18 protein-coding genes are annotated in these 14378 nt (G+C 52.6%); 8 read left to right on the forward strand and 10 right to left on the reverse strand.

Translation table 11 applies throughout. From position 1 onward, the window contains the following. The 3 genes from HOM51_04215 to HOM51_04225 form a co-directional block, all read left to right on the forward strand. Positions 1-187, forward strand: a 187-nt coding sequence (locus tag HOM51_04215) for a hypothetical protein (protein ID MBT5033702.1), incomplete at its 5' end; no start/stop codon positions are given. A 127-nt stretch (positions 188-314) separates the two neighbouring features. Next, complete coding sequence (locus HOM51_04220) at positions 315-1022, forward strand: hypothetical protein (GenBank protein MBT5033703.1); 708 nt, start codon at positions 315-317, stop codon at positions 1020-1022. Between the two features lie 78 nt (positions 1023-1100). After that, positions 1101-2534, forward strand: a complete 1434-nt coding sequence (locus HOM51_04225) for an alkaline phosphatase family protein (protein ID MBT5033704.1) — start codon at positions 1101-1103, stop codon at positions 2532-2534. Here the strand turns inward: HOM51_04225 and HOM51_04230 are convergent. Then, positions 2531-3205, reverse strand: coding sequence for a flavin reductase family protein (locus HOM51_04230; GenBank protein MBT5033705.1), 675 nt, complete (start codon positions 3203-3205; stop codon positions 2531-2533). The genes HOM51_04225 and HOM51_04230 overlap by 4 nt on opposite strands. Before the next feature lie 105 nt (positions 3206-3310). Here HOM51_04230 and HOM51_04235 point away from each other — a divergent pair, with 105 nt between their 5' ends. Next, complete coding sequence (locus tag HOM51_04235; GenBank protein MBT5033706.1) at positions 3311-4363, forward strand: 2-dehydropantoate 2-reductase; 1053 nt, start codon at positions 3311-3313, stop codon at positions 4361-4363. A gap of 10 nt (positions 4364-4373) precedes the next feature. Here the strand turns inward: HOM51_04235 and HOM51_04240 are convergent, their stop codons facing one another. The 5 genes from HOM51_04240 to HOM51_04260 form a co-directional block, all read right to left on the reverse strand. Continuing rightward, on the reverse strand, positions 4374-5576 hold the full coding sequence (locus HOM51_04240) for a CoA transferase (GenBank protein ID MBT5033707.1): 1203 nt from the start codon (positions 5574-5576) through the stop codon (positions 4374-4376). Positions 5577-5584: 8 nt separating this feature from the next. Beyond that, entirely contained in the window at positions 5585-6682 is a 1098-nt protein-coding gene (locus HOM51_04245) for an alpha-hydroxy-acid oxidizing protein (protein MBT5033708.1), read from the reverse strand. A 17-nt stretch (positions 6683-6699) separates the two neighbouring features. Further along, complete coding sequence (locus HOM51_04250) at positions 6700-7074, reverse strand: hypothetical protein (GenBank protein MBT5033709.1); 375 nt, start codon at positions 7072-7074, stop codon at positions 6700-6702. Positions 7075-7085: 11 nt separating this feature from the next. Further along, positions 7086-7517, reverse strand: coding sequence for a nuclear transport factor 2 family protein (locus tag HOM51_04255; protein ID MBT5033710.1), 432 nt, complete (start codon positions 7515-7517; stop codon positions 7086-7088). An 81-nt stretch (positions 7518-7598) separates the two neighbouring features. Then, on the reverse strand, positions 7599-7790 hold the full coding sequence (locus HOM51_04260; protein ID MBT5033711.1) for a hypothetical protein: 192 nt from the start codon (positions 7788-7790) through the stop codon (positions 7599-7601). A 189-nt stretch (positions 7791-7979) separates the two neighbouring features. Here HOM51_04260 and HOM51_04265 point away from each other — a divergent pair, with 189 nt between their 5' ends. Together HOM51_04265 and HOM51_04270 are read left to right on the forward strand one after the other, a co-directional pair. After that, positions 7980-8342 carry a DUF952 domain-containing protein gene (locus HOM51_04265; GenBank protein MBT5033712.1) on the forward strand — a complete coding sequence of 121 codons (363 nt, stop codon included), beginning with the start codon at positions 7980-7982 and terminating at the stop codon, positions 8340-8342. Next, entirely contained in the window at positions 8335-9390 is a 1056-nt protein-coding gene (locus HOM51_04270) for a quinone-dependent dihydroorotate dehydrogenase (protein ID MBT5033713.1), read from the forward strand. The genes HOM51_04265 and HOM51_04270 overlap by 8 nt, the downstream gene beginning before the upstream one ends. On the opposite strand, the gene HOM51_04275 is transcribed toward HOM51_04270, so the two are convergent. Both HOM51_04275 and HOM51_04280 read right to left on the reverse strand, forming a co-directional pair. Beyond that, complete coding sequence (locus tag HOM51_04275; protein MBT5033714.1) at positions 9387-10472, reverse strand: AbrB family transcriptional regulator; 1086 nt, start codon at positions 10470-10472, stop codon at positions 9387-9389. The genes HOM51_04270 and HOM51_04275 overlap by 4 nt on opposite strands. Positions 10473-10497: 25 nt before the next feature. Next, positions 10498-11265 (reverse strand): NAD kinase, encoded by a 768-nt coding sequence (locus HOM51_04280; protein ID MBT5033715.1) that lies wholly within the window; start codon positions 11263-11265, stop codon positions 10498-10500. Positions 11266-11321: 56 nt separating this feature from the next. On the opposite strand from HOM51_04280, the gene HOM51_04285 reads away from it, so the two are divergent. Beyond that, entirely contained in the window at positions 11322-11924 is a 603-nt protein-coding gene (locus HOM51_04285) for a TetR/AcrR family transcriptional regulator (GenBank protein MBT5033716.1), read from the forward strand. Positions 11925-11944: 20 nt separating this feature from the next. Then, positions 11945-12808: a helix-turn-helix transcriptional regulator gene (locus HOM51_04290; protein MBT5033717.1), complete on the forward strand. Its 864-nt coding sequence runs from the start codon at positions 11945-11947 to the stop codon at positions 12806-12808. Position 12809: 1 nt separating this feature from the next. Here HOM51_04290 and HOM51_04295 read toward each other — a convergent pair whose 3' ends face one another. After that, positions 12810-13661, reverse strand: coding sequence for a solute-binding protein (locus HOM51_04295; protein ID MBT5033718.1), 852 nt, complete (start codon positions 13659-13661; stop codon positions 12810-12812). Next, positions 13631-14377, reverse strand: coding sequence for an ATP-binding cassette domain-containing protein (locus tag HOM51_04300; GenBank protein ID MBT5033719.1), 747 nt, complete (start codon positions 14375-14377; stop codon positions 13631-13633). Before HOM51_04300 ends, HOM51_04295 begins: the two co-directional genes overlap by 31 nt. Between the last annotated feature and the right edge of the window lies 1 nt (position 14378).

Here is a 14378-nt window from a genome sequence, read left to right on the forward strand (position 1 = left end):
TGATCGTTACTCTATCGCGACGTTCTTTAATCCTGACTCGGAAACGTCGAGTGAGGCACTGAATACCTGTGTCAGCGCTGACAACCCGGCGAAATTTGAAACCACCTCAATGCAGGCTTATGTCGAGCATTATATCGACACAAACTACCTGCGCGGCGCAGGCGGCACCCAGGAAAACGTCGCCTAACCAATTTATACAGAAAATTTTGATCATTTTTTGCTGAATCGGCCATCTTGTCAGGTACTGTTCAGGTTGGGTTCTTATGTACTTAATTGAAGTGCATTATTTAAAGATTTAAAGGTAAAAGAATATCATGGGAAAAGGTTCGCTATTCGGGCGGCTCGCAGACGCTTTAAAAGAAAAAGATGACGGCCCTACCAACGAGGAAATTGATGCCGAGTTCGATAAGGCAATCGCGGAAATTGATAAGATTAAAGTCGATAAGGTTGATGCTGCCACAATTCTAGACCCCGGTTATAAAGTCGCGGGCGGGATGGTTTATGTTATTAACTTAACCGAAATTTATAAAAAGATCGGTGGCCGTGACGGACGACAATCGGAAAACTTAAAAGAGACAGCAGCCCGTGTCTTTGCTGAGAATAGGGGCGGTGCTGGTAGTGCTTCCTTCCAGGGTGACCGTTACTTAATGCAGTTTGACGACGTTGGTGAATCCGAAGGTTTCCACCGCGCAGCCCTCATTATTAATGAAATTGGCAGACATATGCTCGGAACGCTTTTCGAGGAAATGGAAGTGCCTGACTTCATCATCGCTGCAAAGGCCGAAGACATTACGGATGCCGATGGTGCCATTAACCACGCATTGGTTGATGGTGTGGTCGCCGATGGTGGCGTGCCGGTCGATATGGGTGAGCCCGGGGCCGGCAGTCCGACTTGGATGCAGATGAGTTGGAAAAAAAATAAGGAGGCGTTTGACCTTGAGGCTGCAACGACACAGGCTAGCAAATCTCCATTCGACGACGATGACGAAGAAATGGAATGGAAGACTGTGGATCGGGATTAAATCCAAATTAAACATGGTGCACACCTTGTGACCCTGTCTATTCTGGCGGCTGTGGAATAACTGCGACTTGGCGGTAAAATGGCTGACGGAAATAAGCGGGTTCTCGTGGTGGCGTTTGATGCGCTTCGTCCTGATATGGTGTCGCCGCAGTTGATGCCGAACCTCACTGCCTTTGCAGATCAGGGCGCATGCTTCACCCACAATCGGTCAACTTTTCCGACGGAAACTCGGGTCAATCAGACAGCACTTGTGACCGGGTGCTATCCGTCCCGCCATGGCATCGTTGGCAATCGGTTTTGGGAACCTGCCGCATCACCTGACAAGCTGTTTAACACCGGGGATGAAGACCAACTCTCAGAAGGCATTCGACGGCTGGAGGGGCGTCTGACGGACGTGCCGGTACTCGGCGAAATCCTAGCAGATCACGGAAAATCTCTGGCGGTCATCAGTTCCGGCACCCCAGGCGGCACACGAATGCTGCATCATAAGGCGGAGGAGTTGGAGGGCTTTCGATTGTCGCTTCGAAGGCCGGATGCTTCTGTCCCTGCAGACCTGCCGCAAAGCCTAGATCCAATCCCGCCTCATAGCGTGCCATCTCTCGAGTGGCTAACCTACGCGACGGATACTTACCTGAACGTGGTTGAGGGCGTGAGAAAACCTGACGTGGCGATCTTGTGGTACTGCGAACCTGATAATAGCTATCACAAGATGGGACCGGGAGCGCCCGAGAACCTCGCGGCAATCCGCCATGCAGATGCGGAATTCGGACGTGTTCTAGCCGAGCTGGAAGGCAAAGACATTAACATCATAACCCTATCCGATCATGGCCAACTCGGTATTCCAGATGAGGCGATAGATTTGCCAGCCAGATTATCGGCTGCCGGATATAGCGCTGGGGAGGCCCTAACCGAAGGGATAGACGTCGCGGTAGCACTCTCGAGTGCGGGCGGGTTATACGTTCGGAATTCTAACTCCGATATGATCTCTAGAATAGTTGAATGGTTGTTAGAGCAACCTTGGTGTGGACCCTTGTTCACGCGTGGAGGTGCCGTTCCGGGAACTTTGGATTTGGCTGATGTCGGGATGGATCATCGCCGCGCGCCGGATATTGGATTGGTGCTTCGCAGCAGCGATACGCCGAACTCACATGGCATCAACGGAACGACGGTACATAATTCGATTTATCCGCCAGGGGGCGGAATTCACGGCGGCCTACATGCGAAGGAACTTCACTCGTGGTTGGCGGTGGGCGGCAACGCTTTTCGCAATGCCTATGTTTCCGATACGCCGACCGGCATTATCGACGTTCTGCCGACGATGCTGCATGTGTTAGGGGTGAAGACCCCCTCTGTTGACGGACGGGTCCTCGTCGAGGCGTTGGCTGATTTCAACGACGCGCCGGAACATAAGTCCGAATTATTAATCTCGGAAAAATCAGGCGGACGGCAAACCCAGATTGAGATTAGTAAAGTGGGGGAGACGCGTTATTTGGATTGGGGGCGGTTGAGTTAACCCAATTTCCGCGTGATCCCTGTTCCAGCTTCGCCAGGGTTCTGACCATCTTCCGGCATCAGCTTCTTCATTGAGAAAATCGTCTCCACCGATGTGTAGTCCATATACCCGAGCCGTGCCACCGGGCGCATCTTTTCGACATCAACGCGACCTTGATCGGTTAAATAATCATCATTGATCTGCACCCCAACGACTTCGCCGAAGACAACCTTGCTGAAAACGCCGGGCTTGGTGCTCTCCAGTTTCACGGTTTGCATGTATTTGCATTCCAAGTGTGCGGGGGAGGCAACGACCAAGGGCGCGTTCACGGTTTTCGCTTGTCCCATTTCCAGTCCCGCTAGATCGAACTCATCAACATCAGGGTCGACTTCTTCGGCAGACAGAGTCATTTGGTCGCGAAGATCATAGCTCACCATGTTCACAACGAAGGCGCCGGTTTCTTCGACATTGAGAGCAGAGTCCTTGTCGCTATGATCAGGCCGCCGGGTGCCGGAGGAGAAAATTACCATTGGCGGCGCGAACCCAACCGCATTGAAAAAGCTATAGGGTGCTAGGTTTGGCGTGCCATCCTTTGCATAGGTGGAAATCCATCCAATCGGCCGGGGAACGACCAGACTTTTAAACGGATCGTGGGGCAGGCCGTGACCTGATTTACCCGGCTCATAGAACATGGATGGCTCCTTTAAGCATTGATTCGATTGGCGGACCATGCAACGTAAAAGGGGATGTGACAAGTCTGGCAATCGACCAGATACAAATAGTGAAGGAGAAGTCTAATGGGTAAGCGAATTGTTGTGGTGGGTGCCGGTGCGGTTGGGGGATACGCAGGCGGTCACATGGCGCGGAATGGCGCAGACGTAACATTTGTTGATCCCTGGCCGGAACATGTAAATTATATTCGTGAGAAAGGCATTCAACTCAGCGGCGTCACGGAACAGGAACGTTTTTCTGTGCCCGTCAAAGCTATTCATCTGACCGAAGTCCAGCAGATCAGCAAAGAACGGCCGATCGACATCGCCTTTATTTGCATGAAATCCTATGACACGGAATGGGCGGCAACGCTGATCCGGCCTTATCTTGCCGAAGACGGATACGTCGTGTCGCTCCAGAACTGCATCAACGAAGAACGCATTGCCCGGGTTGTCGGATGGGGTAAGACGATGGGCTGCATCGCGAGTATGATCTCTGTTGAATTGACGGAACCCGGACATATCGTGCGCAATGTAGAATTGGGGGGTGAAAAGCATACGGTCTTTCGGGCTGGCGAAATGCATGGCCGGATAACAGCACGCGCCACCGAAGTTGCAGAACTCATGAAAGGCGGAGATAGCTCCAAGGTAACTTCCAACCTATGGGGAGAACGTTGGTCCAAATTGTGTATCAACACGATGCGCAATGGCCTTTCCGCCTGCACCGGGATGAACGGCATTCAACGGGACACCGAAGATTTCTCTCGCGACGTATCGATTAGATTAGCCAGCGAAGCAATTCGGGTCGGTCGGGCGCTTGGTTATGATATAGAAAGCCTGGGCGGGATGGAGACTCAGTGGATTGTTGATGCGGCTGCGGGCGATACCGAAGCGCAAAACCGCTGCCGTGATGACCTGGCAGAACAATGCAAACATCGCACTCCCGGCCAGCGGCCTTCCATGGGACAGGACATCCGCAAAGGCCGCCGCACCGAAATCGATTTCATTAACGGGTTTATCGTCGATAAAGGCCGAGAAGTCGGGATCGAAACCCCTGTTAACATGGCTCTGGTCGACTTGGTAAAACGGGTCGAACGCGGTGAACTGGCGCAAAGCCCAGATAACGTCAAAGGCATTTAAGCCGCGTTATTCAGACGATTTTTTGGGCTTGGAGGCGGCGGATTTCGTCGTCTCCAAGTTCTAATTCTTGCAAGATCTCCACGGTATGTTGACCCAGGGTTGGCGGCGGTTGATCTATGTCGGGGGCGCCACTTCCCAGCTTAAACCCCGCGCGAACCACATCCAGGCTTTGATCGATGCCGGGGACATGGTCGAAGTGTTTCATCAGTTCACGATGTTTTATTTGCGGTTGGTCGAGGGCTTCCGGAACGCTGAGGACCCGGCCGGCTGGAACACCTGCTTGGTTTAGCAATTCCTCCCACTCAGCCGAAGTCTTTGCTGCCAACGCTTGTTCTAATTCAGTATTCAAGTCATCGCGGTTTCGTTTGCGGGTTTCACGTTCCTGGAAACGCGGGTCAGTGGCGAGGTCCGGGCGACTGACAAGGTCGCATAGTTTTTCGAACTGTTCCTGTTTGTTCGCGGCAATGTTGAGCAGGCCTTCGCTTGTTTGAAACGTGCCGGAAGGCGCCGCGGTAAAGTTTTCGTTGCCCAGCGGCTGTGGCTCGCGACTTGAAATAAGAAAGTTCGACACCACCCAGCCCATGGTGACCAATGTCGATTCCAGCATGGAGACATCGATGAATTCACCCTCCCCTGAGCGGCCTGTTTTAACCAAGGCTGACGTTACCGCGAAGGCGGCCGTCATGCCGCCGATGGTGTCGGCAATCGGATAACCGACGCGAAGCGGGGCGGACTCAGCATCTCCCGTCACGCTCATCACGCCAGATAGACCTTGCACGATCTGATCATACGCTGGGTTTTTTGAAAGCGGGCCGTCTTGGCCAAACCCGGACAGCGCGCAGTAGATGATCGATGGTTTGACTTTCTTAAGTTCGTCATGGCCCAGGGCTAATCTGTCCATGACGCCAGGGCGGAAATTTTCAACCACTACGTCCGCAGTCTTCACCAAGCTCTTGAAGACCGCCTTGCCCTCAGGTTTTTGAAGGTCGAGCGTAATGGATCGCTTGCCCGCGTTCTGAGCCATGAAGGATGTGCCCATGAACTTTTGGTTCAGGGCCGTGTCTGCGCCTAGTTGCCGAGCGAGGTCTCCTGTTCCAGGTCGCTCCACCTTAATCACATCGGCACCTTGCAGCGCCAATTGATAACAGCAGAACGGCCCGGCCAGCACATTGGTTAGATCAAGGACGCGAATGCCCTCTAATGGCTGGCCCATGGCTTTTCTTAATACCCTTCGTCTTCCAGGTTCAACAGCGGGAAAGCGCTTAATGCATGCGGTTCATTAACCAGGGGTGCGCCCGGGAACAATTGCGCCGGATCAACATCTGCATAGGACGTCGCGCCCATCAGGCCCAAACATTCTTCGACTTCCATTTCGAGGATTTCAAGGATACGAACGAGCCCCTCATACCCAGCAGCAGCCAAGCCGAGCCCTTGCAACTTACCAATGCCAACCGCGTCCGCGCCCATGACGATGGCCTTAACAATATCTGTGCCCCGCATGATGCCACCATCGATGAAGACTTTGGCTTTGCCATCCACTTCCTTCACCACTTCCGGCAAGACATCCAGGGTGCCGCGACCTTGATCCAATTGCCGCCCGCCGTGGTTGGAGACATAGACTCCTTCAATGCCGTTTTCGACAGCAATGGCGGCGTCTTCCGCCGTTGCGATGCCCTTAAGGATGAGAGGGATGTCGTGATTGTCTTTAATGTATTTGATTAGATCCCAATCGATAGCGGCTTGATAAGCCATGCTATCTTCGACTTTGCGCCGCCACTTTTTGACAAAGCGTTTCGCAATATCACGCTCGCGTCGGCTATAACGGGCAGAATCAACTGTAATGGCGAAAGCCGAATAGCCGTTATCGATGGCGCGCCGGACATAGCCGTCAACCCAGTTCCGGTCCCCCCGGACGTAAAGTTGATATATACGCAGGTTATCGGCAGCAGCAGCGACGTCTTCAAGACCTGGATTGCAGACCGAACTGAGCATATGGCCGCAGCCAAATTCTCCAGCAGCCTTGGCGGCGCCAATTCCCCCCTCTTCAGTGAACGATTCCAGCGATCCGATAGGCGCCATAAACAGGGGCAGGCGGAGCTTGCGACCATATAATTCTGACGTGCAATCAATGTCATTAACATCACGCAGAACGCGAGGACGCAATGCGACGCTGTCGAATGCCATGCGGTTGCGTTTGAGCGTGGTTTCCGTACTGGCAGCCCCCATCAGGTAGTCCCAGGCAAACTGAGACAAATTTAATCGCGCCTGTTTAACCACTTCATGAATGGTCAAATAATCGAGTTCGGTATCTTGCTTCATGGAATGTGTCTCCGTATTTAATCAATCGTTTCAACTGTTATAGATGCGCCACTCGCGACGTTCCTGAGATCACGGACGTCTTCAACGGCGCGGCCCCAAATATTTGTCGGTGCGGCCAGCCGAATTTCATCGCCTTCGGAAATAGGGGTCGGGCCAAAGCCAATGGCAATTGAATCCCCCTCCACCCAAAATGCAAGCTCGCCGGCTTCGACCACCGCTTTGGCATCTGCTTCTAAGTCTGCTTGAACCGGCGTTGAAAAATAAACTTCATCTCCCCAGGTTTGCGCCGACGAAGAAAACGGTGCGCTGTTATAGAGCGCGTCGGCAGTCGGTGTTTCAAACAATTCAGCAGTGATCGACACACTGCCGATGGTCATTCTTAACTTACGCAATGGGAATTTCCTTATTGAATGGTCTCTGGAGAATAGAACTCGTCGTCGTCATCGTCCTCGTCATCCTCATCGTCTTCTTCAGGCGGCGGGGCGGCACCTGCTTGATGGTGAACGAGTTTCCAAGTGTTGTCCTCACGAATAAAAATGTTCGTCGCCATCAGGTATGCGCCTTCCAGTTCCTCATAGCAAACCACATAGGCCGTATCACCCAAGACGGTGGCAGAAGCTTCGTGACAGGTGACGCTCGGGGAATGTCCGCTGGTTAGGATCGCCTCCCAACTTTCCAAGACCTGATCGCGGCCTGACAACAATTCCCAGCCTGGATGGATGCACGTGACCGAAGGCCGTTGCGACCAGACCGTATCCATCGCCTCTACATCTCGACTGGTGAACGCGAGATAAAAAGCATCATTGGCAAACAAGACAGCGACGTAATCAGACATGGACACTCTCTAGGCCGGATTAAACAGTCTGGTAGTCTAAACCTGTATCCCCCACATAGAGAAGACCTTGATTATGTAAATTTAATCCTCAGCTGAGATCATGGCCGTGTAGACCGTGGCTGCATTGGCTTGGCTGATGTCTCCTGCCACCGCACCGACCTTGCGCATTTTAGGCGTCGGGCTAGCCGGTACGACCACCAAACCGGCTAATGTCAAGGTGTCCAGGACCTGCAATGCGTTCCGCAATTTGTTGCCATTTTTTGGTTCAATCATGGAATTCTTCGATATCCTTTGCTTTATGGGGCGTAATTTGGCCCCGAATTCTTGTATCAATTTCTCTGTTAACAGGTATTCATATAGGGTCTCCATATGTGTGTAGTATTGCGAGCATATGAAACGCATGTGACAACCTGATTCTTTGTAGGGGATTGACGAATTTAGAACGGGCTATAAATTTGATCTATGACAACAGAACTCATTTATCATATGTGCCGCCGCGAAGAGTGGTTGGAGGCTGAGAAGGTGGGGGCTTATTTGGGGTCTTCTCAGGACCAAGCCGACGGATTTATTCATTTCTCAAACAGTACTCAGATCGTTGAAAGTGCGGCAAAACACCGTGCCGGGCAGTCTGGACTGGTTTTATTGAGCGTCGATCCCGATAAATTGGGATCTGCGCTGAAGTGGGAGAACTCCCGTGGCGGGGCATTGTTTCCCCATCTTTATGGAGAATTATCACCAGCGGCCGTGATGCGGGTAGACGATCTACCGTTAGGAGTCGATGGATTACACGTTTTCCCATCGGATATTAGTCGTGCCGATGGCTGATTTATATAAACTCGCAGGCCCTGTCCTTCGGCTCCTTGATCCGGAAGCCGCGCATGGGGTTGCCATTTGTGTGCTGAAGGCGGGCTTGGCTCCCGTTGGTGCGAAGTTTGAGGATCCAATTCTATCGGTCAAGCTTTGGGACCTGGAGTTTGCCAACCCTATAGGTTTGGCAGCAGGGTTTGATAAAAATGCTGAAGTCCCGGACGCAATGTGTGAGCAAGGTTTTGGGTTCGTGGAAATCGGCAGTGTCACGCCGCGTCCCCAAATTGGGAACCCGAAGCCTCGGCTGTTCCGTCTGACCCGTGATCGGGCGGTGATAAATCGCATGGGGTTTAATAACGATGGCATGGACGTTGTTGCTGAACGTTTGGCGAAGGGGCATTCGGGAATTCTTGGGGTGAACCTCGGCAAAAATAAAGACACAGAGAATGCGCTTGATGATTATGTCTTGGGCGCGGAAAAGTTGGCATCCTATGCCGACTACATTGTGGTTAATGTCTCATCACCGAACACGCCGGGTTTGCGCCTGTTGCAAGGCGGCGATCAATTAAAGAGCCTGCTGGCAGGTGTGAGGGAGGTGTTGAATAAATCAGACTCTGGAAAACGCCCCCCGTTGCTGGTCAAGATTGCGCCAGATTTGGCCGACGAAGATCTTGCTGAAATCGCCACTGTTTCTTTGGAGGTCGGGATTGACGGTTTGATTGCGACAAATACCACGATCCAACGCCCCGCTAGTCTGACTGATGCTCATAGCTCGGAAGGCGGTGGATTAAGCGGGCAGCCGCTGATGAATTTATCGACCAGCGTGCTTTCCCAGATGTATCAACTGACCGAAGGAAAGCTGCCGCTGATTGGCGTCGGAGGTGTTTCCAGCGGGGCGGATGCTTATGAAAAGATTCGTGCGGGGGCCAGTCTGGTTCAACTCTATTCGGCGCTTGTGTATCAGGGGCCTGGCCTGGTGAATCGTATTAAACGAGAGTTGTTGGCGTGTTTAAAAAAAGATGGATTTGCATCGATCACCGATGCGGTCGGGGCTGATCATCGTTAGGGGCGACCGTCCCCTTTCCGTCGTTCCACAAAAGACTGGACCAATCTAAAAATTATCGGCGCAAACACCAACAGAGAAAATACGCGGAACAGGTGATGGGTAGAAACGAAAGCAATATCGATTCCCAAGGCGAGACTGATGAGGCTCATTTCTGCCAAGCCGCTGGGCGAGAAGGCCAGAACCAATACCTTGAAATCCACCCCCGTAACCTTTGACATGATCATGGCGAACGCAATCGCCGCCGCAATCATAACGATGGTTGTTACTCCCCCAGCCAACAAATTGCCGAAGACTCGTTTCAAAGCTAATCCTGCAAATTGACAACCGATGCTGGCCCCTAGGACCACTTGCGCGACATTGATCAAATCTTGCGGAACACGGGCGTCGCTGAACCCTGCGACGTGGACGAAGCCACTTACAGCCAGAGGCCCTAAAATGGCGTATGCTGGCAGCCGTAGCATCTTGCCTCCGGCATAACCGACAACGGTACAGACAAATAATACGCCTAAATCGAAGGGAGTGATACTCGTACCGTGAGTTACCGCGGCAGCAGTACTTGGATCGTACCCCCCGAAGTATCGAAACCAAAATGGAATAATCATTACGGTCAACAGCAACCGCATGCTGTGCACTAATGATATGACCCTTTCGTCACCCCCATAGCTCTTGCCTAACATTACCATTTCGATCAAACCACCAGGAGCCGCTGCATAATAGGAGGATACCGGGTCGTATTTCGCAACACGGGTTAAAATCTGATACGACACGCCACCCACAATGACGACGTAAATTAGGACGCAGCCGAGTGTGGGCCCCCATTGTAAAGCGTCTGTAACTGTCTCTGGCGTGAAGGCGGTCCCCAACATGGTTCCCAGAACTGCGACCATATAGCCGCGTAATTTTTTGGAATGTTGAATTGGCGCGCCGAATAGTGCGGCCACGGTCGTTACAACCATGGCCCCAATCATCCACGGCAGGGGCGAGCGAAGGTACTCAAAGATTGCGCCGCCCACAGCAGCTAGACATAAAGTCAGTAAAATCGGCACGGCGGTGCGCTTAGAAAGCGCCGAGGAAATGGGCATTTATTGATCCAGTTCGTCCCTGGAATTAGGGTAAGAATTGTTCCTTAAGAATACGTTCTTCTAGATTGTGTTCGGGGTCAAATAATAGTTTAGGCGCCAAGCTGGAGTCTTCTATAATTTCAACCCGTATGACATTTCTAAACTCATAAAAATCGGCAACCGCACTGACCGGACGCATATCAGAGCTCAAAACTTCAATGACAACTTTTGCCTGGTGCGGCAAGACAGCCCCCCGCCATTGCCGGGGCCGAAACGCGCTGATGGGTGTTAGTGCCAACACGCCGGCCCCTAAGGGTAAAATTGGCCCGTGTACTGACAGGTTATAGGCTGTGCTGCCCGCCGGTGTTGACAGCAAAATACCATCGCAAATGAGCTCTTCCAGGCGAACCACATCATCGACCAAGACGCGGACCTTGGCGGCAAAACGAGTTTGCCGAAACACCGATACATCATTAATTGCAATGGCTTGGTGGCGGGTGCCATCTACATCCTGCACCGTCATGGACAGCGCTGGAATGGTGTTAAGTTCTGCTTTTTCAAGGCGTTCCAGAAGGCCATCTTCCTCATACGCGTTCATCAAAAATCCGACAGAGCCTCGGTTTATGCCAAAAATTGGCGTTTGCTGTTCCATGTATTCATGGAGACATTGCAGCATGAAGCCGTCACCCCCAAGGGCGACAACCACGTCTGCTTCCTCAGCAGGCACGTAGCTATAGCGCGCTTCTAACAGTTTCTTCGCAGTCTGAGCGATCTCCTGATCGGCAGCGGCGAAGGCAATGGAATTAAACTTCATGATATCCTTTGTAGCATCTCTTGCGAATTTGACGAATTTCCAACATACTAGTTGGTATGCCACGTGTTCGCAATCCAAAGCAAACGCGCCGTGCAATCTTGCAGGCAGCGTATGAAAATATCCACCGGCAAGGCTATCAGGCGGCGGGGCTCAGCGATATTTTGGCTGCAACGGGGGTGACCAAGGGCGCGCTTTATCATCATTTTCCCAACAAGGCTGCCTTGGGTTACGCCGTGGTTGACGAAGTCCTGAAGGCTTACGTTGAAACCTGGTGGCTGGAACCAATTGAAGATACTGAAGACCCTATCGCGGTGCTGGCGGGTCTCATCGACATAGATGTGCATACAGATCTTGAAAGCCTGATTGAATTAGGCTGTCCGCTTAACAATTTGGCGCAGGAAATGTCGGCCATTGATGATGGTTTTCGTCAACGGATTGAGGCGCTGTATCGACTTTGGCGTAAGGGAATTGAAAGTTCGCTTCGCAACAGCCAGCAACGCGGCGATGTGCTAGGTGATGTCGATGCTGACCAAGCGGCAGCGTTTTTTATTGCGGCCGTTGAAGGCGGTCTCGGGCAAGCTAAGGCGGCACAAAGTAGCGACGTCTTCCGCGACTGCATGGTTGGGCTTAGCCGTTATCTATTATCACTTCGAGCGTAGGATGCAGCTTGAAGGAACTTATGAACACGCATGAAGTGGCGGATTACCTTCGGATCAAGGAACGTAAAGTTTATGATCTAATCGCCAAGAAGGCCATTCCATGTACTCGAGTGACTGGCAAGTGGCTATTCCCAAAGCCGTTGATTGATGCGTGGTTGGCGCGAGAAACGGATACCACAGGCGTTTCGTTGACCCCGCCCCCCGCCGTTGTTGCAGGAAGCCAAGATCCGCTATTGGATTGGAGCCTGCGTGAATCTGGGTGTGATTTGGCGGTGTTACCGGGCGGCAGCTTGGACGGCCTGCGGCGGTTTGCCAGCGGTGATGCGGTTGTTTGTGGCCTGCATATCCCGGAGCCGGAGGGCTATAACACCCAGTCCGTCGCCAAGCAGTGCGCGGGGCAGGGGACCGTGCTGGTCGAATGGGCTTGGCGAGAACAGGGGCTGGTATTGGCTAAGGGAAATCCTCTAGGCATTATCTCAGTCGCAGATTTGGTCACGGCCAACGCGCGGGTTGCTGTTCGACAGCCAGATGCGGGCAGTCGCCTATTATTTCAAAACTTGTTGGATGAGGCAGGCATAAAATTCGACCAACTCAACGCTCTCACGGAAGTTTTTCGGAGTGAGAACGACTTGGGGTTGGCAATCCTGGACGACAAGGCTGATGCCGGGCTTGGGATCGCGGCGGTCGCCCGCGGTCAACGTCTGGATTTCGTGCCATTGGCGCGCGAACGATTTGATTTGTTGGTCCGTCGCAGAGATTATTTTGAGACTCCGGTTCAGACACTTCTCGCCTTCTCTCGAACAGAAAATTTTCGAGCCAAAGCCAAAGAAATGGGGGGCTATGCCGTCGCCAATGTAGGGCAGATTTCAGCCAGCCTGGATTAATTTACTGGCCCGGTTTGGCGTTCGGCGTGAACAACTTCTTTCCATTGATGGTGAAAGCGCCGATGGCTTTTTGGCCTTCTTTGGAAATTAACCAATCGATTAATATTTGTCCCTCTTTTGCCTTCACATGGGGGTGCTTCGCTTTGTTTACGAGGATCACGCCGTAGGGATTGAACAACGGCGGCAGCCCCTCGACAAGGACGCTCAGGCCCACCTTGTTCTGGAACGCCAGCCAGGTCCCCCGATCGGTCATGGTATAGGCGTTGGTGGCAGACGAGGTGTTCAGGGTTGCCCCCATGCCGGAGCCGGTTTCCCGGTACCAAGTGCCGGAAACCTTTTTTAAATTTACTCCAGTTTTCATCCATAGCGATAGTTCGCGTTTATGTGTACCACTGTCGTCGCCCCGCGACATGAAGGGTGACTTGGTGGCAGAAATCCGCAGGAGAGCTGCTGTTAGATTTTTCATTTTATGGATTTTGGCCGGGTCGGCAGTGGGGCCAACAATGATGAAATCGTTATACATCACATCGTAACGTTTTATGCCAAAGCCATCAGCGACGAACTTTTCTTCGGATGTGCGGTGATGGACCAGCAAAACGTCAGCATCACCCCGTCTGGCAATTCGGATTGCTTGGCCCGTTCCAACTGCTACGACTCGAACCAAGATGCCTGTTTTCTTGGAAAACATCGGCAAGATATGCCTCAGCAGGCCTGAATTTTCCGTAGATGTCGTGGATGTCAGGGTGATATATTTTTCGGCACTTTGTGCGGGTAATCCTGCTGCGAGCCAAATACCAAGTGCGATGACGATTGCGATAGCTTTCACGACTGCATCTCCTGATTGGGTCCCCATAACAAATCACCACGGATAAAGGCCTCCGCCAGTGGGTTCTTCGGGGCTGCAAAAAAGTCGGCTGCCGGGGATTGCTCCAACAGTCTTCCTTGATGGATAAACAAAACTTCATCGGCCAAGCGTCGGGCCTGACCCATGTTGTGGGTGGTCATGATGATCTTGGTTCCAGCGGCGTGGATTTCGGCGATGATTTCCTCAAACGCATATGTCGCACCCGGGTCCAGACTGGCCGTGGGTTCATCTAGGAACAACACTTGTGGTTTTAGGACCCAAGCGCGGGCCAGGGCTAACTTTTGTTGTTCACCGAACGACATGACCCGGGCAGGGCGTCTGGCAAATTCAGCCAAGCCGGTCTTTTCCAAGACTTCTTGGGTGAGGCGCTTGCGTTCGGCCCGGTCGATCCCTCTAAGGGCCAGCGCATAGTCCACATTAGCTTGGGCAGATCGACGTAGCATGATCGGGCGCTGAAAGACCATCGCTTGGAAATCTGACGGGTTTCGTGTCCGGGCACCGTGCCATCGAATGGCCCCGCCTGAGGGCTGTATCAAGCCATGGCAGAGACGCAAAAGCAGACTTTTCCCGGCACCATTTGGTCCGAGAATAATCGTCCGAGGACCGGCCTCCAGTTTGAACGAAAGATCATTGATCAAACGCTTGTCACTGGCCTCATATCTGAGATCGCTGAGTTCCAGCGGGAAGATGCTATCGGCATTAATG

It is taken from the genome of Rhodospirillaceae bacterium, assembly GCA_018660465.1.
In the GTDB taxonomy this organism is placed as follows: domain Bacteria; phylum Pseudomonadota; class Alphaproteobacteria; order Rhodospirillales; family JABJKH01; genus JABJKH01.